We start from the raw sequence: 21,625 nt of genomic DNA, 5'->3' as shown, positions 1-21,625 counted from the left end.
CGTTGAGCGAAGTCAACGCAGTTCGATGGGAAAACAGGCAAGTTATTTAGCGAAATGTCAATGATACAGTACACTAGCCTAGCCGATCCGGTTTTTTCCGGCAACCAGAGAAAAGCTGGTTCCATCCGGATAAACAAAGGTTCCTGTCATTCCGGCAGGAAGCGTGATGCTTCCCCGGATTCCATTTTCCTGTTTTTCATAATAGAAGAGAATCGAGCCATATTCTGTGGCAAATTTTCCTCTAAGATCCGGCACAGCATTAAGATGCGGCTTGATGACCACGTTGGAAGGCTCCCCGGATTCTCTTCGAATTCCCGCCATCACGCTCATCAGCTCATACATGGGCAGAGCACTCCAGGCATGGCATTCGCTTCTGGAACCGGCTGGCGTCTCGGGGCAGGTCGTGCAGTGCTCGTCCAGCAGTTTCAGCCACCAATCCATCTGTTCCCCGGTCAGCTCATAACAGCCTGCCAGCTCGCAGGCCCGAAACAGTTCATAACAGGTAGAAAAATAACAGCGCAGCACATCCGGCTCCCGGAAGGTTTTCTCCATCACCGCTCGGGCCTTTTCGCCTTTTAAAAGACCGTTCAGAACCGCCCAGCTCTGGGCATGCTGGCTGAACTGCCGGTAAGACGGGCCTTCCCGGTAAAGTCCCCGCTCCTCATCCCAGCAAAGCTTTTGTACCTTTTCCGCAATCTGTTTCTGCCGCTTCCGGTACTCTTCCGCCAGGCCCTCTCTTCCTGTGATCTCAGCGATCCTGGCTCCCTTCAAAAGAGCCAGGCCGTACATCAGATTGATGATCGTTGAGGGGCCTTCCTCGGCAGCCACAGGCCGGCCGCAGGTCTTTTCCCAGCTTTCCTGCCAGTCGATGAACTCCCAGTAGCCCAGATTTTCCACCAGACCGGAAGTGCCGATTTTTCCGTCGTAATACTCCAGAATCCCATCCACATCTGACCGGTAAAGCTTTAAAACCTTAAGATCTCCGGTTCTCTGGTAGTACTCCAGAAGCATGAAAATATAATAGAGAGAAAACGTCGAGATCACCTGAAGCGGATTGCTCGGTGCCCGGCCCTGCACCAGTCCCATGGGCAGGATAGAATCATGAAAATCCTGAAGAGCCTTCCGCGCCAGCTTCGTATCTGTACTGCATACATAGGTAAAAAGCGCCTGCAGCCGGGTATCCATCGGATACTGCATCTGCTCCCAGAAGGGACAGTCCATGTAGGTCTCCATCATGCAATCCTGCAGGGTCCGCACACACATCTCATAGATCGGCTGCACCCATTCTGCGGTGGAAGAAATCTCTGACTCCGGCCGGAGCGGATAACCGGTCTTCAAAAGCTGAGGCCGGTAAAATTTCACCGCTTCCTCTCCTGCCTGAATCTCGATTTTCAGGAAACGCATCGTGTGATACCAGAAAGGCTCATAGAGAAGGTCTCCTCCCGCCGGGAAAATCCGGTCTGTTCTGCCGTTATTCCCGATCTCGCCGTTTCTGTAGTCATCTCTTTTTACTTCGTCCCGGCCTTTTGTAAATTTTTCAAAGTAGGTAAAGGAGATTTCCGCTCCCTTTCCACCCTGTATGTGATAGCGGAAGTAGGCGTTAAAAAGCGTTTTCCCGTCAAAAAGAAACACCTTTTTCTCTCCCGGCTCCACCGTCAGAGCTTCTTTTTCTCCCAGAACCGGCTCGCCCAGCTCTTTGTCCAGCGTGGCTTCTTCTTCAACGCACAGCGGAATGGGACGCTCCTCCAGCCGGAAGGTTTTCAGAATGCCTAAAAATTTTTCATAGCCTTCTGCCGCCGTCTCCAGCTCCACCGCTTTTTTCCAGCCGGAGGCATCGAAGCTTTCCGATTTCCAGTTTCCCGGAGTTCTGGAAAAATCGATTTTTTCCGCCAGTGCGCCCAGATTAGTGTCCACGGCACCTTCCTTATATAAATAAAAGGTGTTGTCCAGCCAGACTCTCCAGTCGGCCTTTCCTGTGGTCAGTTCTGCTGCGTCCACACCCTGTGCATCCTTCACGGCGCCCTCCAGGGCAAACCGGTGGCCGGCTGGAAGGGAAGCCACGCTGACCAGAGGCGCCCTCTGATCCTGCCAGCCGGCGGTATACATACTGTCATAGAGAAGCACTTGGGCTGCCAGGATATTTTTTCCTTTTTTCAGATAAGGCTTCAGATCAACCGTTTCATAATAGTGCCGGAACTGATTGCTCCGGCAGGGGCCGGAGAGCACCGGTTTCTCATTGATCCAGAGGCGATATCTGGAATTTGCCGAGAGATCCACAATCGCTTCTCCGGCCTCTTCAAGCTCGATTTCCAGACGATAATAGGCAAATCTTCCGTTCATATCGCCCTGATAAATCTTCTTTTCTTCAATTTCTTCTCTGGGTACTCCGATCCACATGGCTTTCTTCCACATAGACACCTTCCTTTCCTTTTATCTTAAGGGCAGAACATCCTTCGGGGCCAGCGCTAGGGCGGGCGGCATTTTTCTTCCGAGGCTGTTCCAGGTTTCTTTTTCAAGCTTCCACCAGATGCCGGGAGCTCCGGCCTTTGTGTGGAAGATCACATTGATTTCAAAGGGGGCCTCCGTCTCCTGAAAATCCAGGGGATGAAGGAGGTTCACCTCTTTCGCCGGGTCCGCGGGCACATAGAAATAGTGAGCCCGGATGCCGGCATAGCGCACATCGTCAAGTACCGGCTGTTCGGAGACGAGCCGGATTCCAAGCTCGGTGAGCTCCATCTCGTTGGGGCCGCATTTTCTCGCTTTCAGAAGGTTCTTGCAGCCCGTCATCCGGGCGGTTTCCAGGTATTCGGGGTTCTGGAAAAGGGCTCTCGTGCTGCCTTTTTCCATCTGGCGGCCTTCCCTGACGATCATGAGCTCAGGGCAGATCTTATATGCCTCGTCCCGGCTGTGGGTCACGAGGATTACATCGCCGGAATAATCTTTCAACAGTTCGAGAAGCTCCAGAAGAAGCTGCTCCTTCAGATAGGCGTCCAGGGCGGAAAAGGGCTCGTCCAGAAGGATCACGTCTGGCCGGTAAGCCATAATCCGGGCGAGAGCCGTCCGCTGCTTCTGGCCGCCGGAGAGCTGGAAGGGATATTTTTTCTCCTGGCCCATGAGATGGAATTTTTCGATCATCTTATGGATCTGCTCTTCTTTTTCCTTCTTCGGAAGGGTGATGCCGGCTCCCACATTTTCTTCCACGGTCATGTTGGGGAAAAGGGCAAAATCCTGGAAAAGATAACCCACGCGCCGCTTCTGGGGTTTGAGGTCGATCTTTTTCTCCGAATCGAACAGGGTCCGGCCGTTGAGGACGATCTTTCCCGCATCAGGCCGCCAGATTCCGGCGATGCATTTAAGCGTCATACTTTTTCCGCAGCCGGAAGCTCCGAGGATTCCCAGAGGGCCTTTGTCCAAATCAAAGCGTACGTCCAGGCTGAAATCTTTCCAGTTCTTTTTGATATCCACCTGAAGGCTCATGACTTTTTCCCCTTTCTGTTTCGTTTTTCCCGGAGCGCAAAGTAGTTCAGGAGAACCACTGCGAGGAAGGACAACAGCACAATGACGATGACATATTTTCCTGCAGTATCAAAATCTCCGGCCGCCACAGCAGAATAGACCGCCAACGGCAGGGTTCGGGTCTTTCCCAAAATATTTCCGGCGATCATCGAGGTAGCTCCAAATTCTCCCAGCCCCCTCGCAAAGGCCAGAACGGCGCCGCCAGCGATACCGGGAAGGCAGGCCGGCAGGGAGACTTTAAAAAAGATCTTCCACTCGGAAAAACCCAGCGTCCGGGCCGCATAGATGAGGTTTTCATCCACCTGCTCCAGGGCACCTCTTGCGGAGCGGTACATCAATGGAAAAGCGATGACCGTGGCCGCCAGCACCGTGGAACCGAAGGAAAAGGGAATTTTCACCCCGAAATACTCCAGAAAAAAGAGCCCGATGGGGCGTTTCACTCCGAAAATATAGAGGAGGAAATAGCCCGCCACCGTGGGCGGCAGCACCAGGGGCAGGGTCAGAAGACCGTCGAGAACCATTTTCAGGCCCTCGCTCTTTAAGTTTACCACCCAGCGTGCCGCCAGAAGTCCTAGGAAAAACACGAAGATCATCGTCAGGGAGGCGGTCTTTAAGGAAATGAGAAGGGGCGACCAGTCGATCATTCAGTTACTTCCTCAGTGTCAGTTTCCGGGGTCTCCTCGGTATCAGTCTCGCTCTCTGTCTCATTCTCCTCGGCTGCTTTATACGGAGTAAAACCGTATTCCTTGAAGATCTCTCCGGCTTCATCGGACTGAAGAAACTCAAGGAAAGCCTCCGCCTCCGCGCTGTGCTCAGTTCTCTCCAGAATACCTACGGGGTAAATAACCGGTTTTGCCAGGCTTCCTTCAGGAGTCTCTGCCTTCACTTCCACGTCCTCGGCTCTCGCTGCCGCGTCGGTAGCATAAACCACGCCGGCCTCAGCGCTTCCCTCTGCTACCCAGTTCAGCACCTCGGTTACGTTGGTTCCAAAGCTTGCCTTTGCGGAAACCTCATCCCAGAGATTCAGGCTGGTGAGGGCCTCTTTCGCATACTGGCCGGCGGGAACGCTGTCCGGATCGCCGAGAGCGACGGTCTCTGCATTGGCCAGATCCTCGAAACTGTTCAGTTCCAGCGTTGAGTCCTTCGGAACGATGGCTACGATCTTATTCTCCAGCAGGTCTGCTTCGCTGTCCTCCTTCATGTAGCCCTCCTCGGTCAGCACATCCATCTGTTTGGTGGCTGCGGAGAAGAAAAGGTCTGCCTCCATGCCTTCCTCAATCTGGGTCTGAAGCTTTCCTGAGCTGTCGTAAGAACCCTCTACTTTAACTCCCGGATTCTGCTCCTCAAAAAGCGGAATCAGTTTTTCCTCCATAGAATACTCCAGGCTGGCTGCTGCCGCGATGAGAAGTTTTACCTCTTCTCCCTCGGTCTCATCGGCTGCCATAGCCGGAACGGCAAGGCTCATAGCCATAATCCCGGCAAGAACTGCTGCGATCTGCCTTTTTTTCATAATGTGTACTCTCCTTACTTTGTTATCTGCAAAGGGATTTTTCTTCTTTGTTGCATGCTTTACCGGTGCAGATGATGGACCTTCGATCCACAATCTGTCACTTCTCCTTTCAAAACGTCCAGCCCGTGATAAAGGTTCGGCAGGACGAAATCCAGACTCTCCCGGACGGCTTTTGGACTGCCCGGAAGGTTGACGATCAGGGTCCGGCCCCGGATCACCGAGGCGGCCCGGCTCAGCATCGCCCTCGGCGTGATCGTGCCGGAATAGGCCCGGATGGCTTCCGCGATGCCAGGAGCATTCCGCCCGGCGACGGCCATTGTGGCCTCCGGCGTCACATCCCGGACGGAAAAGCCCGTCCCGCCGGTGGTCAGAATGAGATCCACCTTCACCTGGTCGGCAAGCCGGATCAGAGCCTCCTCAATGGTCTTCTGGTCGTCGGGAACGATGCTCTGATCCACCACCAGGTAGGAATCCTTTTCCACCAGCTCTCGGATCAGCGGGCCTGCGAGATCCTCCCGCTCGCCTCTGGCGCTCCGGTCGCTGACCGTGAGCACGCCCACTCGGTACCGGTGGGTCTCGCCGATGATCCGGATCTCATCGCCCACATGGATCGTGCCGCCCTTTAACACCTTCGCAAAAACGCCCTCCCGGGGCATGATGCAGTCCCCCACAGCCTCGTGGATGGCACAGTGGGAATGGCACTCTTTTCCGATCTGGGTCAACTCCAGAACCACACCGTTGCAGGAAAAAATCGTTCCCACGGGAAGGTTTTTGAGTTCAAAACCTTCCACCAGAAGATTTTCCCCGAAATCGCCGTCCTCCACGCTGGCGCCCCGCTTCTTGAAGGCCTCGACGGCTTCTTTTGAGAGAAGACTCACCTGCCGGTGCCATTTTCCCGCGTGGGCATCCCCTTTTAAACCTTCGTCCTCTATAAAAACGGCCTCGCCCACATTTTTCTTGCCTGTTCCTTTTTTCTCACTGATGCAGACTGCCCGAATGTATCCCATACGTTATCCTCCTATCCTTGCCATGAATGTTTCTTCTGCCTCTCTTTCCGGATCCCTCTCCTGAAAATGATGCGCCTCCGGTTTCTGAAGAATGGCCTGGCAAAGAGCCTCCTCCAGTTCTTTTTCCCCGGCTCCGCCCCGAAGAAGCGCCTTTAAATCTACACCCCTTCTGTAATAAAGGCAGGGCTTTAAAAAACCTTCCGAAGTGAGACGCAAACGGTTGCAGGAACTGCAGAATTTTCCGTGAAGGGCCTCGATAAAGCCCACATAGCCCGCAAAGCCCGGCACTTTTCCGTAGACCGCCGGTCCGTTTCCCCGTTTTTCCGCCGTCTCTTTAAAATCCGGATAAACTTTCCGGATCACAGCCAGAAGTTCCTCCTTATCTCTGCCCTGAAAAGCTTTTCCTTCCCCGATGGGCATCAGCTCGATGAAGCGGACATCCACCGGAAGCTCTCTCGTCAACTCCACAAAATCCAGAATCTCATCCTCATTGAACCCTCGGATGGGAACGCAATTGATTTTCATGGGAATCCCCATAAAAGCGCCCTCTTTGAGCGTTTCCAGCACTCCGCTCCAGAGTTCTCTCCCGTCCCGGTTAAGACCAGTGATCCAGGAAAAACGCTCTGGTTTCAGTGTATCGAGACTCACGTTGATGCCATCGATGGAAAGCTTCTGAAGCTCCGGCAAAGCCTTTTTCAGAAGAAGACCGTTCGTCGTGAGGGTCACAGCTTCGGTACCCGGCAGAGCTTTCAGTTCCCGGATAATTTCCAGAGCCTCTGGCCGCACCAGCGGCTCACCCCCGGTGATCTTGAATTTGTGGATGCCGATGGTTTCAGCTGCCCGGCAGACCCTTAAAATCTCCTCCTTCGTGAGGTACCGCTCCCGGTCCTTTTCCGCTGTTTCAAGCCCCGGCGGCAGGCAATACCGGCAATGTAGATTGCAGCGATCCGTGATGGACACCCGGAGATAATCGATGTTTCTTCTATATAAATCTATCATGTTTCAAAGTTTCTCCAGCAGCACTTTAATATGGCCTCCGCAGATCATGCCAAGGGAGGCGGCTCCCTCGTTAGAGAGGTTGTACTCCCGGATCTCGAAAAGGTCTTCCCCGATATTTTCCCGAAGAAAATTTTCTGCCTCCTGGATCACCGTGTACTCCACCGTGCCGCCGCCCACGGTGCCGTAGATATCACCTTTTTCGTTGACCAGCATCCTGGCTCCCCGTTTTCCCGGGGAGGAACCGTTCTTCTCGATAACCGTAGCCATAACGAGAGGGCCTCTTTCTTCCCGCAGGCCCTGAGCCAGCTCCTCGGAAAAAAGACTCCGTTTCTTCTGATTTTTTACCTGGACGAGCTCGGCCGCTATGCTGATGGCGATCTCGCCCGGCGTGTTTCCATCGATCTTAAGGCCAATGGGAGCATGGACCTCCGCTAGGGCTTCCCGGGAGATTCCGTCTGCCGCCAGCCGGTCAAAGGTCAGGGCCACCTTTCCTTTGCTTCCGATCATGCCGATGTAGGAATGTTTGACTGACAGGGCATAGCGCAGGCAGATATCATCGTCCTTATGACCTCGGGTGACGATGATAAAATACGGGGCAAAACCAAAATCCACCTCGGAAAGCTTCTCATAGCTCATGGTCAGCACCCGGTCCGCCTCCGAAAAACGCTCCCGGTTTGCAAATTCCAGCCGGTCATCCACCACCGTGAGGGTGAGATCCAGCGTTTTCAGCACTTTTTCGAGGGCCAGGGAAATATGCCCGCCACCGAAGACCACGACCTGCGTCCTGCCGGCAAACTCTTCTTCAAAAAAGGTACCCTCTCCCGGCGCTTCAAAGGAATGACTGCCTTTTTCCAGGTCTGTCCAGACCTTTACCGTCTCTCCGTTCTGAAGTTTCTGGAAAAGCTCCAGATAAAATTCCCGCCGTTTCAATAGACCACTCCTTTTCCAAAACCGCAGTTGGGGAAAGTACAGACGCCGCAGTTCAGGCAGAGTCCACCTTCGCCTAAAGCCGCCAGCTCCTCAAAAGTCACCGGATCATCCGCCATCAGCCGCGGAAGCACCAGATCGAAGACCGTCCGCTTTGCGTACATGACGCAGCCCGGCAGGCCCACGATCGGAATCTTTTTCCCATCCTTCTCATAATAGGCCAGAAGAAGCATCGCTCCCGGCAACACCGGCGCTCCGTAGGTGATTACCTGCGCTCCTGTTCCGGCGATGGCTCCCGGTGTGCAGTCGTCCGGGTCCACACTCATGCCTCCGGTACAGAGAACCAGCTCCGCTCCCTCGTCGATATAGTGAAGAATGGCCTCCTGAATGTGCTCCTTCTGGTCGTCCACCAAAGTCTGTCCCAGAAATTCCGTCGGGTACTCGGCGATTTTCTCTTTTACCACAGGACCGAAGGTATCCTTGATTCTGCCGTAAAAGACCTCGTTTCCGGTGGTGACGATGGCCGTTTTTTTCTTGTGGAAGGGCAGGATCCGGAAGATCGGGCCGCCTTCAGCAGCTTCTTTCGCCCGCTCCATTTTCTCTTTCTCAATCACCAGCGGAATGATTCGGGTGCCCGCGATCTTGTCCCCTTTTTTCACCGGGAAATCGCCGTGGCGGCTCGCGATCATCATCTCGCTCAGGGAGTTCACCGCAAAGAGCTTCTTTCGGTCGATCTTTAAGAGACCGTCCCGATCGGCGATGACCTCGATTTTTCCCTCCTTGATCTCGGAGCCCTTCATGCCCTCGGAGCGGCAGAGGTCAAAAAGAATCTCAGCCGCCTCGTTTTCGTGAAGCATGTTCTCGTTCTTCTCCCAGACGTAGAGATGATCCTTTCCCACGGAAAGCAGCACCGGAATGTCCTCTTCCGTCACGATATGGCCTTTTCGGAAAACCGGCCCTTTTGTCTTGTCCTTTATGATCTGTGTCACGTCATGGCAGAGCACATGGCCCACGGCGTGAATCGTCTCTATCTTTTTCACGACACTTCCTTCTTTCCTGTCTGTTTTTGTGTTCAGTATAGCGTATTTTCCGTGAAGAATCCATAATAAAAAGGGCACCTCCGAAAATTTTTTCTCCGGAGATGCCCTGATGTGAGCATTGCATTTTCTATACATTTGGCAGCGTAAGTCCCCAGCTTGGAATTACGGTTTCCGTCAAAAGTAGACACCGCTTTGATAAGGCCGATCGTACCGATGGAAATGAGGTCATCCATCTCATCCTCCGCTGTCTGGTATTTCCGCACCACATGGGCCACCAGCCGTAAATTCCGCTCGATCAGGACATCTTTCGCCTTCAGATCCCCGTTCCGGTAGCGTTCCAGATAATCCTTCTCTTCCTCCGTGGTAAGGGGCCTGGGAAACGTCTTCAAAAAAGCACCTCAAAGGGAGTTTTATTACAGCATATGAAAAAGTTTTTCTTTTCGTGCTTGTTCAGGCGTCCTCTTTTCTCCGGAGAATATCGTACTGCTCCATCGGAACGCCGAGGTCGATATAGAGAACCTGCTTGGGATGGGGTGCACTCTCCTGCTCCCCGCCCTCCTCGTTGACGATGCGAAGAACTTTTGCCTTGATGTTGTCCCCGTTTGGCTTCATGATCTCGATGGTCTCGCCCACAGAAAATTTGTTTCTCTGCTCGATGCGGTAGAGGCCTTCCGCATTGGTTCCGCCCACGATGCCTAGGTAGGTGTATTCTTTCACATAGGTGTTGCTGTCGTAGATCTGGGCCTCGCTGTCCGGCTTACCATAGAAAAAGCCCGTGGTAAACTGCCGGTAGGTGCAGTTGGAAATCTGATCCAGATACCAAGGCATATTTTTTTCATAGAGAACCGGGTCTTTGAGATAATCGTCGATGGCTTTCCGGTAGGTTCGAGCCACGGTGGCCACATAGAGAGCGGTCTTCATGCGACCTTCGATCTTGAAGCTGTCGATGCCGGCATCGATGAGATCCGGAATATGGCCGATCATGCAGAGATCCTTGGAGTTGAAAATGTAGGTTCCCCGCTCGTTCTCATAGACCGGCAGATACTCGCCGGGTCTCGACTCCTCCATCACCGCATATTTCCAGCGGCAGGGGTGGGTACAGGCTCCCTGGTTGGCGTCCCTTCCGGTGAAATAGTTGCTCAGAAGGCAGCGGCCGGAATAGGAAATGCACATGGCTCCGTGGACGAAGGTCTCGATCTCCAGATCGTCGGGAATGTTCGACCGGATCTCCTTGATCTCCTTCATGGAAAGCTCTCGCGCGGAAACCACGCGCTTTGCCCCCAACTCATGCCAGAAACGGTAGGTGCCGTAGTTCGTATTGTTGGCCTGGGTGCTGATATGGATCTCAATCTCGGGGCAGACCCGCTTTGCAATCATAAAAACGCCAGGATCAGAGATGATCAGCGCGTCGGGGCCGATCTCTTTTAACTCCTTAAAATATTCTTCCACGCCGGGAAGGTCTCCGTTGTGGGCCAGGATATTGGCGGTCACATAGACCCGCACGTTATGCTCGTGGGCAAACTGAATGCCCTCCTTCATATCCTCCATGGAAAAATTTTTTGCCTTGGCGCGGAGGCCAAAGGCTTCACCGCCGATATATACGGCATCGGCTCCAAAGATTACCGCAGTCTTTAAGACCTCGAGACTGCTGGCTGGAATCAAAAGCTCCGGTACTCTCATTTCATATCCTTTCTGACAGAAACTGTGACTCCGTCTCCTAAGGGGATGACGCTGGTCAGCAGTTTGTCGTTGTGTTTCAGTTCGTAAAGGTATTCCCTCATCCGTTTGTAGATGGTCCGGTTCCGCCGTTCCACGGCATAGTGGGACTCAATGATATCCCCACCCTGGAGCACGTTGTCGGAGACCAGCACGCTCCCGGGCTTCATCAGCCGGAGCACATCATCCAGGAAGTGGATGTACTGCCCCTTCGCCGCATCCATAAAGATCAGGTCGTAGGACTCCTGAAGCTCCTTTAAGATGTCAGCCGCGTCGCCCTCCAGAAGGGTAATCTGGTTCTCCCGGCCTGCCCGGCGGAAATTTTCCCGGGCGATCGGAATCCTTTTTTCATATTTTTCAATCGTCGTCACCTGCATGTTCTCCGGGCCGTACTCACAGAACAGAAGGGCCGAGAAGCCCACGGCCGTTCCCACCTCCAGAACGCGAAGGGGCCGGTGAATCGCAAGGAGCACTTTTAAAAAGCTCTGCATCTCCCTACGGATCACCGGCACAAGATCTGCCTTCGCCTCTTTCTCGATCTCGTTTAGAAGCGGTGTGTTTCCCATATCCAGAGAATTAATGTAAGTGACCATTCTCTCGTCTACAATCACTGTTTCTTCCTCATTTTATTCGCTTTCCGTCTCATTTTCCCGGGAAAGCACTTTCAGCATTTCTTCCGGCGTCTGGGACGTATTTAGAAGGTAGCTTCCCTTTTTCAGCTTGTGCTTTTCCTTGGAAAAAAGAAGCTGCACATAGAAAACTCGCGCGTCACGCACCAGGCCCTTGTCCTCCAGAAGCTCTGCCAGTTCCTCTCCGGTCATGCCGTTGTCCAGCGTGACGGCCACATCCTTGCCGGGAGGGCGGGAGACCGCTTCCTGGGCTACCACCTGATAGCCGAAGGAATAGGCCTTTTTCCCCCAGGAATACAGAAGGAACACCAGCGCCACCAGAGCAAAAATCTTCAGTATGGCAAAAAAGAGCCGGATTCCTGTCTGCTTCTTCATGGGCAGCCTCCTACCATTTGATGATATCCTTGAAATCTCCGATATCAAGATCAACGGTTCCCACCAGGCTCAGATTGATCCGCTGCATGATGCGGCAGAGCCCCAGTTCATACTGGAGATAGTCGCTGATCAGCGGATTTTTCCGGATCTCGTGATACTCCTCCTCCAGCTGCTCCATCTCCGTATAGACATCCGTCCCCTCCTTGAGGTTCTGAATCTCATAGTTTCTTCTTCGAAAAGTCATGACCTTTTCCCGAAGCTCCGGGTTGGCTTCCAGGGCTGCTTTGGCTTTTGCAAAGCCCTTGTAATCGTCACTCTCCCGTACTGCCTTTTTCAGAGCTTCCGTACACTGTCTGATCTCATCCATTTTTTCTCACCTAGACTTCCATAATGATCGGCAGGATCATAGGACTTCTCTTAGTCCGTTTCCAGAGGAAGTCGCTGAGAGAATCTTTGATCACGTTCTTGATCTTGCCCCAGTCAGAAACGTGCTTATCCATACAGTCTGTAATGGCATCCTCCACCACATGGCGGGCCTCTTCCATAAGTCCTTCTGATTCACGCACATAAACAAAGCCGCGGGACACGATATCCGGTCCGGACAGAAGCTGGTTGCTGAAACGCTCCAGTGTCAGAACCACAATCAGGATACCATCCTCCGCCAGATGCTGTCTGTCCCGGAGAACGATATTTCCCACATCGCCCACGCCCAGACCGTCCACGAGAATGGAACCACAGGGCACATGGCCGGAAATTTCCGCTTTCTTCTCATCCAGCTCCAGCACATCTCCGGAATGAAGGATGAAAATGTTGTCCTTCGGAATGCCCAAGGACGCGGCAATATCCGCCTGGGCTTTCATATGACGGTACTCGCCGTGAACCGGGATCGCATATTTCGGATGCACCAGAGAATAGATCAGCTTGATCTCCTCCTGGCAGGCATGGCCGGAAACATGAACATCCTGGAAAATCACGTTGGCTCCCATCATGGTCAGCTCGTTGATGATCTTGGAAACAGCTTTCTCGTTGCCCGGAATCGGATTGGAGCTTAAAATCACGGTATCGCCGGATTTCACCTGAACCTTCCGGTGCATGTTGGCCGCCATCCGGGAGAGGGCTGCCATGGACTCGCCCTGACTTCCGGTGGTGACAAGAACCATCTGCTCGTCGGGATAATTCTTCATCGTCTCAATATCGATGAGAGTGTTTTCCGGAATGTCAAGATAGCCAAGCTCCGCGGCTGTCGTGATGACGTTTACCATACTCCGGCCCTCGATAACCACTTTTCTTCCATATTTATAAGCAGAATTGATGATCTGCTGCACACGGTCCACGTTGGAAGCGAATGTGGCGATGATGATACGGGTATTTTTATGCTCCGCAAAAATATTGTCGAAGGTTTTTCCCACGGTGCGCTCGGACATCGTAAAGCCCGGCCGCTCCGCGTTGGTGCTGTCGCACATCAGAGCCAGAACGCCTTTCTTTCCCAGCTCTCCAAAACGCTGGAGATCGATGGCATCACCGAAAACCGGCGTATAGTCCACCTTGAAATCTCCCGTATGGATCACGATGCCTGCCGGTGAAAAGATTGCCAGAGCGGAAGCGTCCGCAATGCTGTGGTTGGTCTTGATGAACTCGATACGGAAAGCCCCAAGATTGATGGACTGTCCGTGACGGATCACCTTACGTTTCACACTTCTGGTCAGGTTGTGCTCCTCCAGCTTGTTGTCAATGAGCCCGATCGTCAGTTTCGTTCCGTACACGGGCACGTTCAGCTGTTTGAGGACATAGGGAAGGGCTCCGATATGATCCTCATGACCGTGGGTGATGACGAAACCTTTCACCCGATCTGCATTGTTCTTCAGATAGGTGATGTCCGGGATCACCAGGTCAATTCCCAGCATATCATCCTCAGGAAAGGCCAGGCCGCAGTCCACCACAATAATACTGTCCTCATATTCAAAGGCAGTAATATTCATGCCGATCTGCTCCAGGCCGCCCAGAGGTATGATCTTCAGTTTTGAATTGTTTTCATGCTTCAAAAACTAATACCTCCTTCGTTATATTGTAATATCCACGTTGTCCAGCATCTCCTGGAAGACCTTTGATACTGCCATCAGTTCGCTGTCATCCTCTACCATCTCGTAGACAGCCTCCTCCTCTCCGTCGCCGGACAGATCCTTGAGAATCCAGCAGTCTGCCTCATCCTCCTCGGAATCCGTCACAAGGATATAGTCCACTCCGGCGATGCGGGTCTGTTCCAGTACAAAAAATTCTGCCGCCTCTTCTCCGTCGGCAAAAGCAAATTTAATTTTTTCCATTTTTCATGCCCTCACTGTCCAGATAGCCCTGCAGAATGTAAACTGCAGCCAGCTTATCCACATATTCTTTTCTGTTTTCCCGGCGCACTCCGCTCTCCATCAGCGTACGGTTGGCCTCCACAGTGGTCAGGCGCTCGTCCCACATGACCACAGGGATCCCCGTGCGGCGCTCCAGCGTCTCTTTAAAAGCCAGGGATTTTTCCGCCCGGTCTCCTATGGTATTGTTCATATTCTTGGGGAAGCCTAAGACAAAGGTTTCCACCTCGTATTCTCTGGCCAGAGCCTCGATTCTCGCCAGGGTCTGGCGAAGCTTGTTCTCTGAGGTTCTCCGGATGATCTCAACGCCCTGTGCCGTCACTCCCAGCGGATCGCTCACACTGACGCCTACTGTCTTGGATCCGAAATCCAAACCCATTACTCTCATACTGTCTGTTCCTTTTCTGTCGGTCACTGCTGCGCGTTGTTCTTGATATAATCCTTGAGAAGCTCCTCCACCAGCTCGTCCCGCTCCACTTTCATGATCATGCTGCGGGCGCCGTTGTGGCTGGTGATGTAAGTCGGGTCGCCAGACATAATGTAACCCACGATCTGATTGACCGGATTGTAGCCTTTCTCTCTCATGGCGTTGTAAACAGTGTCCAGAACCTCTTTGACCCGAAGCTCCGGCTCCACATTTACCTTAAAAAACTGTGTCTGATTGATATCACTCATTTTCTCACGTCCTCGTCTGTCTTATCAACTGTCTGAAGCTTTTTCCTTCCCGTTGGGAAAAAAGCTGCTTTGGGTTTATTTTAATATATATCCTATAAAAAGTAAAGCGGACATTCGCAATCCGCTTCGCTACTTGCTCATGAACACAGTCGCTTCGCGATCTGTGTTCAAGTTCCAGTTCAGAGTATAGAGCAAAATGGGGAGACAGACTATGCAGACTTGTTTGCAATAGGCTGTATTTCCATTTTGTCATGGGCGGAACGGCGCTGAGTCCCAGCGGGACTCGTTTAGCGCGGACCGAAATAGAATGTAGATCCATGAGCCTCAGACAGAAGCTGCGTCAGCAGCGATAGTGCATGCAATGCACGGGGTGCTGAGTCCCAGTGGGACTCGTTTAGCGCCGACCGAAGCAGCGCGTAGACCTGTGGCCTCATGCTCCGAACTCTACCTGACTTCTCCGGCCAGAAGGTCGCCTGCTCTCTCAGCAGATACCTTCACCATCTGAAGCTGGTTAGCAAGGTTCTCCTCTGCGGGAACGGCGATTTTCACATACTCTTTCGTGTGACCCACGAACCAGTCTTTTCTGTCGATCGTCACCTCCTCCTCGAAAAGGACCTCCTGCTCGGTTCCCACAAGAAGCGCCTCGTACTCCTTTCGGTGCTCCTTATCCAGCTTCAGGAGGATATCGCTCCGCTTCGTCTTGAGCTCCTCTGGAATCTGATTTTCCATGACGGCGGCCTTGGTTCCTTTTCGTCTGGAATATTTGAAAATGTGTGTCTCGTAGAAGGCCACTTTCTTGAGGAAAGCCACAGTCTCTGCAAATTCCTCCTCAGTCTCCCCGGGGAAGCCCACGATCACATCGGTGGTCAGCGCCGGATGGTCGAAATTCTCTCTTAAAAGCACGCATTTTTCGTAATATTCCTCAGCCGTATAGCGGCGGTTCATTCGTTTCAGCGTCGCGTCGCAGCCGCTCTGAAGAGAAAGATGGAAATGGGGACAGAATTTTTCCTGATCCTTTAAAGCATTGACAAATTCTTCCGTGATGATACGGGGTTCCAGAGAACCTAAGCGTACCCGGCGGATGCCCGGCACTTCCATTGTCTTTAAAATCAGCTCCAGAAGGCTTCCTCCGTTGTCGATGCCGTAGGAACTCAGATGGATACCGGTGAGGACGACCTCCTGAAAACCGCTCTCAGCAAGGCCTTTAACTTCATTGAGCACATCGGCAAGCTCCCGGCTTCGCACCCGGCCTCTGGCGTAAGGGATGATGCAGTAACTGCAGAACTGGTTGCAGCCGTCCTGCACTTTAATATAGGCTCTCGTGTGCTCTGTCGTGTGGGTAATTTTCAGCTCCTCGTACTCTTTCTCATGGGTCAGATCCTTGAGGTATTTCCGGGTCTCATGGACGCTGGCCGCAAATTCCTCCTCGCTCATGGAAGCGAGCTCCGCTGCCGGCGCTTCCTGACTTTCTGGCTTTTCTTTGCAGGTGCAATCGTCGCCGCAGTCCCCGTCGCAGGAGCACTCTGTCTTTGACTTTTCGCCTTTTCTGAAATTCTCCAGTATATTTACCAGATCTTTTTTCTGGTTGTTTCCGATAATAATATCGATGGCTTCATCCGCTGCCGCCTCTTCCGCTGCCGCCTGCACATAACAGCCTGCGGCCACCACGACGGCGTCGGGATTCATCTTTTTGGCGCGGTGAAGCATCTGCCGGGATTTCCGGTCTGCCATATTTGTCACCGTACAGGTATTGATCACATAGACATCTGCTCCGGGAGCAAACGGCACGATTTCATATCCGGCCTGTTCCAGCAGCTCCTGCATGGCCTCTGTCTCATAAGAATTTACCTTACAGCCCAGGTTATGAAGGGCCGCTTTTTTTCTCTCAGACATGTCTGATCCTTTCTCTTTATAAAAATATATTTTTGTGTAACAGTTCAGAACATCAGCAAAATGAAAAATCAGACTATGCAAACTCGTTTGCAATAGGATGAATTTTCATTTTGGAATGGGCGGAACGCCCATTAGCCTCAGACAGAAGCTGCGAATGCAGCGATAGCGCATGCAATGCGCGTGTCTGTGGCCTGTTGGGCTGAACGTCCTGAATAGTTACTCTATGAAAACTGCTGCAAACTTTGTATTGTTTTCTTCTTGACATTTATCTGCCATCTCTGTAATATTAAACTAGAATGTAACGTTCCAGTCCCAAGGAAGACTGCCTCGTTACACCGGTACAGTGAAACCTAAATAACTGACACTTTGACTGCTCTGATCTTTCATCAGCTGCGTTGGCGTCAAGGTATCCGAAACTTAATTTTTGCTGGACTGGAATCATATTAAAATTAGCAGGGAGGTTTTTCCAATGAAAACAGTACAGATTTCTTTAAATTCCATCGATAAGGTAAAATCATTCGTAAATGACATTACCAAATTTGATTATGATTTCGATCTGATCTCCGGCAGATATGTCATCGATGCAAAATCCATCATGGGTATCTTCAGCCTTGATCTTTCCAAACCCATCGACCTGAACATCCATGCTGATGCCGGACTGAATGAGATCCTTGAGATCCTGAAGCCCTACATCATCAGCAAATAATCCTGCCGGATACAATGGCCGCCCGCATATGCGAGCGGCCTTCTTTTTTTGCAGAACATCTGTGACAGCAGACATTCTTACTCGATCCAGATCGTTTCTACGGTATCGATCGCCGTCTTCATCAGCTCATCGATCTTTTCATTCAGATGCTGTTCGCTTCTCTTGATGATCTTGATATTCGGTTTTGTCACCGGATGCTTTGCTACAAAGATCGTACAGCAGTCTTCATAAGGAAGAATAGAAGTTTCAAAAGCTCCGATCTTCTCAGAAATATCCACAATTTCCTGTTTATCAAAAGCGATGACCGGACGGAATACCGGCAGTGTGCAGACCTCATTGGTCGCTGCAAGGCTCTGCATGGTCTGGCTCGCCACCTGACCGATACTCTCACCGGTGATCAGACCAAGGCACTTCGTCTCTTTGGCAAAATGCTCTGCGATCCGCATCATATAACGACGCATAATGATCGTCAGCTCATCATGCGGACACTGCTCATAAATATAAAGCTGGATATCCGTAAAATTCACCACATGAAGATTGATCGGTCCTGTATATCTGGAAATGATCTTTGCCAGATCCACGACCTTCTGCTTTGCTCTCTCACTGGTATATGGCGGTGCATGGAAATAAACCGCGTCGATGAGAACACCTCGTTTTGCTACCATGTAGCCGGCTACCGGGCTGTCGATTCCGCCGGAAAGAAGCAGCATGGCTTTTCCGTTGGCTCCCACAGGCATACCGCCGGGACCCGGAATGATCTTGGAATAGATATAAATTTCATCGCGGATCTCCACATTCACCACGATCTCAGGATTGTGTACATCCACCTTTGTCTCCGGGAAGGCTTTCAGGATCTTCTCACCAAGAGCCGCATTGACCTCCATGGAAAGCATCGGATAGTCTTTTCTCGCTCTTCTGGCATTGACCTTGAAGGTATAGTTTCCTTCCGGATGTGTTTTTCCCATAAATGCGACCACGTCCTCAGCCAGAGCCTCAAAGCCCTTGTCCTCGGCCCGCACCATGGGGCAGATGCCCACGATACCGAAGACGTGCTGCAGAGCATCCACGGTCTCCTCGTAATCATAATCGCCGGAACAGTCCACGAAAATCCGGGCTTGATCCTTGTAAACGTCAAATTCCCCGTCGATACGCTTCAACGCATAGCGAATCTGGCGCACCAGAGCATTCTCAAAGAGATAACGGTTCTTTCCCTTGATACCGATCTCTCCGTATTTAATCAAAAAAGATTTATACATGCAGTTTCTCCTCTAATAATTCTCAGTGTCTTGCGTATTTTCTCAGCACCGGAAGCAGTTCTTTCAGATTCTCCAGACAGTAATCCAGTTCTTCCTTTGTCGTCTCATTGCAGAAGCTGAAACGGAGTGTGGAATCCAGAAGATCGGATTCCAGATGGATTTCTTTCAATACTGCGCTCACCGGCAGTTTCTTGTTGGAAGAGCAGGCAGAGCCGGAAGAGACATAAATGCCCCGTTCCTCCAGTGCGTGCAGAAGCACCTCACTCCGCACACCACGGAAGCTGACGCTGACGATCTGAGGCGCCGCTTTTTCTTCTTCCTTCGGACCATTCACCTGGATATCCGGAAGCTTTTCCACTTCTTCTATAAAATAATTCCTGAGTGCTCTCAGCTTCTTCTGTTTTTCTTCAAAATCTTTATAGCAGTCTGCTGCCGCTGCTCCCAGTCCTGCGATCCCGGGTACATTGTCCGTACCGGAACGCATGCCCTTCTGCTGGCCGCCGCCCAGGATCAGGGGATGAATCTTCACTTTCTCATTGATGTAGAGAAAACCGCTTCCCTTAGGACCATGGATCTTATGGCCGCTGACGGAGAGCAGATCGATGCCTGCTTTTTTCGGACGGATCTGATATTTTCCGTAAGCCTGGATGGCATCCGTATGGAACCAGGCTTTCGGTGCCAGTCTGTGTACCAGTTCTGCTGCTTCTTCGACAGGCTCCCTTGCTCCCACTTCATTGTTCACATACATGATGGAAACGAGAATCGTATCCTCCCGAAGGGCCTCTTTCAGATCCTCGAGACTGATCAGTCCCGTCTCATCCACCGGAAGAAACGTCACCTCAAAGCCCTGCTCCTGCAGATACAGCATGGGCTGTAAGACTGCCGCATGCTCAATGGCCGTCGTGATGATGTGTTTTCCGGCGCGACGGTTGGCCATGGCCGTTCCAATGAGGGCCCAGTTATCGCTCTCCGTTCCGCCGGAGGTAAAAAAGATCTCTTTTTCATTGACTTTCAGGGTCTTCGCGATGATCTCCCGGCTCTCCCGGAGGTACTTCTCCGCTTCCATTCCTTTTGTATGCTTGGAGGAAGGGTTTCCGTAATCCTCCATCATTGTCTTTACCACCACATCACGCACATGCTCAGTACACCAGGTTGTGGCGGAATTATCCAGATATGCTTCCAAAATTTCTATCTCCTTCCAGGATTTCAGTTTTCTTCCAGCTGATACATCAGAATAGAAAGAACCGTCATTCCTGCTGTTTCTGTTCTTAAAATACGTCTTCCAAGAGTGATCGCCTGAAAACCGGCTTCTTTTGCCAGTTCCACCTCTGCTTCTTCAAAACCGCCTTCCGGGCCGATAAAAACAGCCACAGACTGCCCCGGTTTCACAGACTGGATGATCCGGCGCGTCCCGTCCATCCCTTCTGCCAGTTCGTACGGGATCAGCCGTACATCCAGGTCAGAAGCGAGTTTCAGTGCCTCGGAAAATTTCACCGGCTCTTTCACTTCCGGTATCAGAAGCCGTTTGGACTGCTTGGCTGCGCTTTCAGAAATCGCCTGCCAGCGTTTCACCTTGGCTGCTGCTTTTTTCTGATCCAGCTTTACCACCGCCCGGGCCGTAGCCATGGGTATGATCTCATAAACACCCAGTTCCACGGCCTTCTGGATGATGAGCTCCATCTTGTCACTCTTCGGCAATCCCTGAAAGAGATAGATCTTGGAAGGGAGCTCCATGCCTTTTTCCTGCGCCCACATAATGTTCAGTTCCACCTTCTCTTCCCCGATGGCGGCAATGGCACAGCGGTAAACCTTCTCTCCGGTGCCGTCTGTCACATTGACTTCCTCTCCGGGATTCATGCGGAGCACATTTCTAATATGATTCACATCCGGCCCGTCTATGAAAATGTGATTTCCCTGAATCTGAGACGGTTCCACAAAAAAATGATGCATGCTGTTAAAAATCCTTTCTTGCAGTGACGGATACCCACTCTCCCTGATGGGTCACCTCCAGAACCGTAAGACCTGCTTTTTTCACTGCTTCCACAACCGTTTCCTCTTTATCATCGATGATACCGGAGGTAATATAGATACCGCCTTTTTTCATGTGATGGATGATCACCGGAGTCAGAGGAACCAGTACATCAGCCAGAATATTTGCCGTCACGATGTCATACTTGTCGTAGCCAGCCGCATCCTGTACTTCTTTGTCATCGATAATATTTCCGATCATGACGTCCATAGAACCTTCCGGGATCGCATTGGCTTCCAGATTCTCTTTTGTCGCACTGATGGCGCAGGGATCCAGATCGGTTCCGACGGCATGCTTCGCTCCCAGTTTTAAAGCAACGATGGACAGAATGCCGCTTCCGGTCCCTACATCGAGAAGCTCTGTCTCGGAAGTCACATGTTTTTTCAGCTGACGCATGCAAAGCTGTGTGGTCTCATGCATACCGGTTCCAAAGGCTGTTCCCGGATCGATATGAATGATCATTTTGCTCTCATCTTCCGGTTTCACCTGCTCCCAGGAAGGAATGATGAGAATATCATCCACATAGAACTGATGAAAATACTGTTTCCAGTTGTTGATCCAGTCCTTATCTTCTGTCTCTGAAGCCGTGATCGTGCACTCACCGATATCCATAAAGTTTCTGAGATCATCCAGCTCTGCCTTTACCCGCTCAAGAAGCTCCGTCTCATCCGTATCCTCTTCCACATAGAAATTCAGATAAGCGATGCCGTCATCCTTGGGACCTTCCGGCAGGATATCCACAAACATCTGCTGCTTATCGGATTCAGTCAGAGGAACCTTGTCCTCGATCTCAACGCCTTCCACACCTGCTTCTGCCAGCGTGGAGATCACAATATCCTCCACTTCTGATAAAGTCTTTAAGGTAAATTTTTTCCATTTCATAAAAATAAATTCCTTTCTTTTCACGGTCACTACTCTAACTAATCAATTATCACCCAGGTGACGGGAATTGTCAATGGGAGCATTTTAAAAATCCGTTTTTCCGGGAAT

Annotated in this window: 23 protein-coding genes; 1 reads left to right on the top strand and 22 read right to left on the bottom strand. The window is 51.7% G+C overall.

Annotation, left to right across the window (positions count from 1 at the left end; all coding sequences use genetic code 11):
• Positions 1-78: 78 nt before the first annotated feature.
• From LKD71_RS12645 to mtaB, 18 genes are all read right to left on the bottom strand, one after another.
• Positions 79-2,412: an alpha-L-rhamnosidase-related protein gene (locus LKD71_RS12645; protein ID WP_227615683.1), complete on the bottom strand. Its 2,334-nt coding sequence runs from the start codon at positions 2,410-2,412 to the stop codon at positions 79-81.
• 18 nt (positions 2,413-2,430) lie between these two features.
• Positions 2,431-3,477: a sulfate/molybdate ABC transporter ATP-binding protein gene (locus LKD71_RS12640; protein WP_227615682.1), complete on the bottom strand. Its 1,047-nt coding sequence runs from the start codon at positions 3,475-3,477 to the stop codon at positions 2,431-2,433.
• Positions 3,474-4,157, bottom strand: a complete 684-nt coding sequence (modB, locus tag LKD71_RS12635; RefSeq protein WP_178046568.1) for a molybdate ABC transporter permease subunit — start codon at positions 4,155-4,157, stop codon at positions 3,474-3,476. The genes LKD71_RS12640 and modB overlap by 4 nt, the downstream gene beginning before the upstream one ends.
• Positions 4,157-5,026, bottom strand: a complete 870-nt coding sequence (modA, locus tag LKD71_RS12630) for a molybdate ABC transporter substrate-binding protein (protein ID WP_331466464.1) — start codon at positions 5,024-5,026, stop codon at positions 4,157-4,159. The genes modB and modA overlap by 1 nt, the downstream gene beginning before the upstream one ends.
• A 59-nt stretch (positions 5,027-5,085) precedes the next feature.
• Entirely contained in the window at positions 5,086-6,033 is a 948-nt protein-coding gene (locus LKD71_RS12625; protein WP_178046564.1) for an MOSC domain-containing protein, read from the bottom strand.
• A gap of 3 nt (positions 6,034-6,036) precedes the next feature.
• Positions 6,037-7,032 carry a GTP 3',8-cyclase MoaA gene (moaA, locus tag LKD71_RS12620; protein WP_178046563.1) on the bottom strand — a complete coding sequence of 332 codons (996 nt, stop codon included), beginning with the start codon at positions 7,030-7,032 and terminating at the stop codon, positions 6,037-6,039.
• A 3-nt stretch (positions 7,033-7,035) separates the two neighbouring features.
• The gene (locus LKD71_RS12615; RefSeq protein WP_227615681.1) at positions 7,036-7,962 is read right to left on the bottom strand and encodes an XdhC family protein; all 927 of its coding nucleotides are present in this window, start codon (positions 7,960-7,962) and stop codon (positions 7,036-7,038) included.
• Entirely contained in the window at positions 7,959-8,999 is a 1,041-nt protein-coding gene (locus LKD71_RS12610) for a molybdopterin-binding protein (protein WP_227615680.1), read from the bottom strand. The genes LKD71_RS12615 and LKD71_RS12610 overlap by 4 nt, the downstream gene beginning before the upstream one ends.
• Positions 9,000-9,031: 32 nt before the next feature.
• A complete protein-coding gene (locus tag LKD71_RS12605) occupies positions 9,032-9,388 on the bottom strand; it encodes a sigma-70 family RNA polymerase sigma factor (RefSeq protein ID WP_331466463.1) in 357 nt (118 codons plus the stop codon).
• A 61-nt stretch (positions 9,389-9,449) separates the two neighbouring features.
• Positions 9,450-10,679: a peptidase U32 family protein gene (locus tag LKD71_RS12600; RefSeq protein ID WP_227615679.1), complete on the bottom strand. Its 1,230-nt coding sequence runs from the start codon at positions 10,677-10,679 to the stop codon at positions 9,450-9,452.
• Entirely contained in the window at positions 10,676-11,326 is a 651-nt protein-coding gene (locus tag LKD71_RS12595; protein ID WP_178046558.1) for an O-methyltransferase, read from the bottom strand. The genes LKD71_RS12600 and LKD71_RS12595 overlap by 4 nt, the downstream gene beginning before the upstream one ends.
• Positions 11,327-11,341: 15 nt before the next feature.
• On the bottom strand, positions 11,342-11,719 hold the full coding sequence (locus LKD71_RS12590; protein WP_178046557.1) for an endolytic transglycosylase MltG: 378 nt from the start codon (positions 11,717-11,719) through the stop codon (positions 11,342-11,344).
• Positions 11,720-11,729: 10 nt separating this feature from the next.
• On the bottom strand, positions 11,730-12,086 hold the full coding sequence (locus LKD71_RS12585) for a YlbF family regulator (protein ID WP_227615678.1): 357 nt from the start codon (positions 12,084-12,086) through the stop codon (positions 11,730-11,732).
• A 10-nt stretch (positions 12,087-12,096) separates the two neighbouring features.
• The gene (locus LKD71_RS12580; RefSeq protein ID WP_178046555.1) at positions 12,097-13,761 is read right to left on the bottom strand and encodes a ribonuclease J; all 1,665 of its coding nucleotides are present in this window, start codon (positions 13,759-13,761) and stop codon (positions 12,097-12,099) included.
• A gap of 18 nt (positions 13,762-13,779) precedes the next feature.
• Positions 13,780-14,040, bottom strand: coding sequence for a DUF1292 domain-containing protein (locus LKD71_RS12575; RefSeq protein ID WP_227615677.1), 261 nt, complete (start codon positions 14,038-14,040; stop codon positions 13,780-13,782).
• On the bottom strand, positions 14,027-14,464 hold the full coding sequence (ruvX, locus tag LKD71_RS12570; protein ID WP_178046553.1) for a Holliday junction resolvase RuvX: 438 nt from the start codon (positions 14,462-14,464) through the stop codon (positions 14,027-14,029). Before ruvX ends, LKD71_RS12575 begins: the two co-directional genes overlap by 14 nt.
• Before the next feature lie 23 nt (positions 14,465-14,487).
• Positions 14,488-14,751: an IreB family regulatory phosphoprotein gene (locus tag LKD71_RS12565; protein ID WP_178046552.1), complete on the bottom strand. Its 264-nt coding sequence runs from the start codon at positions 14,749-14,751 to the stop codon at positions 14,488-14,490.
• Positions 14,752-15,195: 444 nt separating this feature from the next.
• Positions 15,196-16,644 (bottom strand): tRNA (N(6)-L-threonylcarbamoyladenosine(37)-C(2))-methylthiotransferase MtaB, encoded by a 1,449-nt coding sequence (gene mtaB, locus LKD71_RS12560; RefSeq protein WP_227615676.1) that lies wholly within the window; start codon positions 16,642-16,644, stop codon positions 15,196-15,198.
• A 469-nt stretch (positions 16,645-17,113) separates the two neighbouring features.
• Here mtaB and LKD71_RS12555 point away from each other — a divergent pair, with 469 nt between their 5' ends.
• Positions 17,114-17,350: an HPr family phosphocarrier protein gene (locus LKD71_RS12555; RefSeq protein WP_227615675.1), complete on the top strand. Its 237-nt coding sequence runs from the start codon at positions 17,114-17,116 to the stop codon at positions 17,348-17,350.
• Between the two features lie 77 nt (positions 17,351-17,427).
• Here the strand turns inward: LKD71_RS12555 and thiI are convergent, their stop codons facing one another.
• From thiI to prmA, 4 genes are read right to left on the bottom strand one after another with little or no spacing between them, the layout of a single operon-like run.
• Positions 17,428-18,606, bottom strand: a complete 1,179-nt coding sequence (thiI, locus tag LKD71_RS12550) for a tRNA uracil 4-sulfurtransferase ThiI (protein WP_227615674.1) — start codon at positions 18,604-18,606, stop codon at positions 17,428-17,430.
• 22 nt (positions 18,607-18,628) lie between these two features.
• Positions 18,629-19,789 (bottom strand): cysteine desulfurase family protein, encoded by a 1,161-nt coding sequence (locus tag LKD71_RS12545; RefSeq protein ID WP_227615673.1) that lies wholly within the window; start codon positions 19,787-19,789, stop codon positions 18,629-18,631.
• A 23-nt stretch (positions 19,790-19,812) separates the two neighbouring features.
• Complete coding sequence (locus LKD71_RS12540) at positions 19,813-20,556, bottom strand: 16S rRNA (uracil(1498)-N(3))-methyltransferase (protein WP_227615672.1); 744 nt, start codon at positions 20,554-20,556, stop codon at positions 19,813-19,815.
• A 4-nt stretch (positions 20,557-20,560) separates the two neighbouring features.
• Entirely contained in the window at positions 20,561-21,517 is a 957-nt protein-coding gene (prmA, locus tag LKD71_RS12535; RefSeq protein WP_227615671.1) for a 50S ribosomal protein L11 methyltransferase, read from the bottom strand.
• Positions 21,518-21,625: the final 108 nt, after the last annotated feature.

It is taken from the genome of Fusicatenibacter faecihominis, assembly GCF_020686945.1.
In the GTDB taxonomy this organism is placed as follows: Bacteria; Bacillota; Clostridia; order Lachnospirales; family Lachnospiraceae; genus Limivivens; species Limivivens faecihominis.
This window is presented reverse-complemented; position numbering and strand designations above follow the sequence as displayed.

Coding starts and splice junctions, on each gene's coding strand:
- LKD71_RS12645 (WP_227615683.1), bottom strand. CDS start 2,412: ATGTGGAAGAAAGCCATGTGGATCGGAGTACCCAGAGAAGAAATTGAA.
- LKD71_RS12640 (WP_227615682.1), bottom strand. CDS start 3,477: ATGAGCCTTCAGGTGGATATCAAAAAGAACTGGAAAGATTTCAGCCTG.
- modA (WP_331466464.1), bottom strand. CDS start 5,026: ATGAAAAAAAGGCAGATCGCAGCAGTTCTTGCCGGGATTATGGCTATG.
- LKD71_RS12625 (WP_178046564.1), bottom strand. CDS start 6,033: ATGGGATACATTCGGGCAGTCTGCATCAGTGAGAAAAAAGGAACAGGC.
- moaA (WP_178046563.1), bottom strand. CDS start 7,032: ATGATAGATTTATATAGAAGAAACATCGATTATCTCCGGGTGTCCATC.
- LKD71_RS12600 (WP_227615679.1), bottom strand. CDS start 10,679: ATGAGAGTACCGGAGCTTTTGATTCCAGCCAGCAGTCTCGAGGTCTTA.
- LKD71_RS12590 (WP_178046557.1), bottom strand. CDS start 11,719: ATGAAGAAGCAGACAGGAATCCGGCTCTTTTTTGCCATACTGAAGATT.
- LKD71_RS12585 (WP_227615678.1), bottom strand. CDS start 12,086: ATGGATGAGATCAGACAGTGTACGGAAGCTCTGAAAAAGGCAGTACGG.
- LKD71_RS12575 (WP_227615677.1), bottom strand. CDS start 14,040: ATGGAAAAAATTAAATTTGCTTTTGCCGACGGAGAAGAGGCGGCAGAA.
- ruvX (WP_178046553.1), bottom strand. CDS start 14,464: ATGAGAGTAATGGGTTTGGATTTCGGATCCAAGACAGTAGGCGTCAGT.
- LKD71_RS12565 (WP_178046552.1), bottom strand. CDS start 14,751: ATGAGTGATATCAATCAGACACAGTTTTTTAAGGTAAATGTGGAGCCG.
- mtaB (WP_227615676.1), bottom strand. CDS start 16,644: ATGTCTGAGAGAAAAAAAGCGGCCCTTCATAACCTGGGCTGTAAGGTA.
- LKD71_RS12555 (WP_227615675.1), top strand. CDS start 17,114: ATGAAAACAGTACAGATTTCTTTAAATTCCATCGATAAGGTAAAATCA.
- thiI (WP_227615674.1), bottom strand. CDS start 18,606: ATGTATAAATCTTTTTTGATTAAATACGGAGAGATCGGTATCAAGGGA.
- LKD71_RS12540 (WP_227615672.1), bottom strand. CDS start 20,556: ATGCATCATTTTTTTGTGGAACCGTCTCAGATTCAGGGAAATCACATT.
- prmA (WP_227615671.1), bottom strand. CDS start 21,517: ATGAAATGGAAAAAATTTACCTTAAAGACTTTATCAGAAGTGGAGGAT.